Genomic DNA, 247 nt, shown 5'->3' with positions numbered 1-247 from the left:
GACCTGGGGGCCCGCCCGCGACGGGCGCGAGGGCTGCCCCGACGCCCGGGTGCTGAACTACACGAACCCCATGACGCTCAACGTGTGGTGGTGGTCCGTCGTCGCCCCCGAGATCAAGGTCGTCGGGCTGTGCCACTCCGTGTACTGGGCCGCGAACGACCTCTCCGAGCTGGTCGGCGTCCCGTTCGACGGGGTCGAGTACGCGGCCGCGGGCGTGAACAACCCGGCGTGGCTCACCGCGTGGTCG

The 247-nt window shown here is 72.1% G+C and carries 1 pseudogene; it reads left to right on the top strand.

Features of this window, described 5'->3' with window-relative positions:
• Positions 1 to 247 (top strand): annotated as a pseudogene (locus tag KVT14_RS20850) (alpha-glucosidase/alpha-galactosidase); the annotation flags it as partial.

The sequence above is a fragment of the Cellulomonas sp. GbtcB1 genome, from assembly GCF_019091725.1.
Lineage (GTDB): Bacteria > Actinomycetota > Actinomycetes > Actinomycetales > Cellulomonadaceae > Cellulomonas.
This window is presented reverse-complemented; position numbering and strand designations above follow the sequence as displayed.